This window comes from Moorena sp. SIO4A1 (assembly GCF_010672065.1).
GTDB lineage: Bacteria > Cyanobacteriota > Cyanobacteriia > Cyanobacteriales > Coleofasciculaceae > Moorena.
In genome coordinates this window covers 1-1,271 of sequence record NZ_JAAHHX010000835.1, presented here as the reverse complement: position 1 = coordinate 1,271, position 1,271 = coordinate 1, and the positions used below count along the sequence as shown (strand labels likewise).

The following is a 1,271-nucleotide window of genomic DNA, read 5'->3' as shown; positions in this document are numbered from 1 at the left end:
CTGATTCTGTCACTATAAGCATTCCCCAGATTATTTTGAGTGGTTGCCCAATCAACAGGAAAAGCCTCACGGGTGCGCACTTGCAAAGCTGCTTGGAAAGCTGTGATGGCTGCTTCAAGGTTGTCTGCCTTCTCTCCCTTGATTCTGTTACCGTAGGTATTTCCCAGATTATTTTGAGTGGTTGCCCAATCAACAGGAAAAGCCTTACGGGTAAAAACAGTGCCAACCACCTCATAGCCAGTCATGGCAATCTCTAAGTTAGTCGCCCTACTGCCTCGGGGAAACTCCTGAATTAGAGTACTGAAATTGACAATATCTATGGCAATCCTTCGGGCTAGTTCTGGTTCTACTTCTGCCAGTTTCGCCGTTGCCCAGTCTCGCAACAGCACTGCCAAGTTATCATCTATCTGATCTAGGTTTGTTTGCAGTAGGGGATAAACCACTTGCGGGTTACCTTTGCTTTTTGCAGTTGCCCGCAATACCTCCATCAGGAAGTTAAATTGTGAGTCGGCAGTGGGCAATTGCGAAGAGGTAGGACTTGTTGATGACAATCCCAGGGTCTTAGCTAGCTGACCGGCAACATTAGTTAAAAATTCAGCATTATCTTTATTGCCCTCCTTTGCCAACCACTCCGCCACCTGTTGCATCATCTGCACCAACCCCCCATCTACCAAATCCTGGTGGGAGTTCAAAACCTCTGGTTGCTTGCCACTGGTACAACTCAGCAGCTCTTGAATCAGACTGAGATAGGCTTGGAAGCGTTCTTCATCCATGGGGCAAAGCAGGTGTTAAGCAATAGCTGCAGCGATCAATTATTATTATTTCTTAAATATAGCAATTCTACGACTTGTGAAGTACAAATTTCTGGTTTTTAGGGAGTAGGGAGCAGGGAGCAGGGAGCAGAGAAGAGGAAAGAGGGAACAGGGAAAAGGAAAGAGGGAACAGGGAAAAAATAATCTGTACCTCACAACTGCGATAAAGGCTATAGCACTACCCATTAAAGTTAGGATATTGATGAAAGCACCGAAAGCTGTTGTAGTCAAAGTTCCCTGTTCCTTCCGACTTTTGCAAGAAGTCTAGTTTAGCTCTGATTCAGCACTGTCAATAGTTCGACGAATCCGTCGTTTGCGCTCACTTTTACGCACACCCCCTGCCATTTCGTATTCAAAGCTGTTTTTGCCATACTTAACAGCAACGGCCAATAGCATTTTCTCACTGATGTCTGTCAATACCTCTTCTGCTTCTAAAAGATTATTATAGGCCGCATCAAC

At 45.3% G+C, this 1,271-nt stretch carries 2 protein-coding genes and 1 pseudogene; all 3 read right to left on the bottom strand.

The features are described from left to right. Window positions 1-773 (bottom strand): annotated as a pseudogene (locus tag F6K53_RS43325) (tetratricopeptide repeat protein); the annotation flags it as partial. 45 nt (window positions 774-818) lie between these two features. Further along, window positions 819-1,043, bottom strand: coding sequence for a hypothetical protein (locus tag F6K53_RS43320; protein WP_293053668.1), 225 nt, complete (start codon window positions 1,041-1,043; stop codon window positions 819-821). A gap of 33 nt (window positions 1,044-1,076) precedes the next feature. After that, window positions 1,077-1,271, bottom strand: a 195-nt coding sequence (locus F6K53_RS43315) for a hypothetical protein (protein ID WP_293086897.1), incomplete at its 5' end; no start/stop codon positions are given.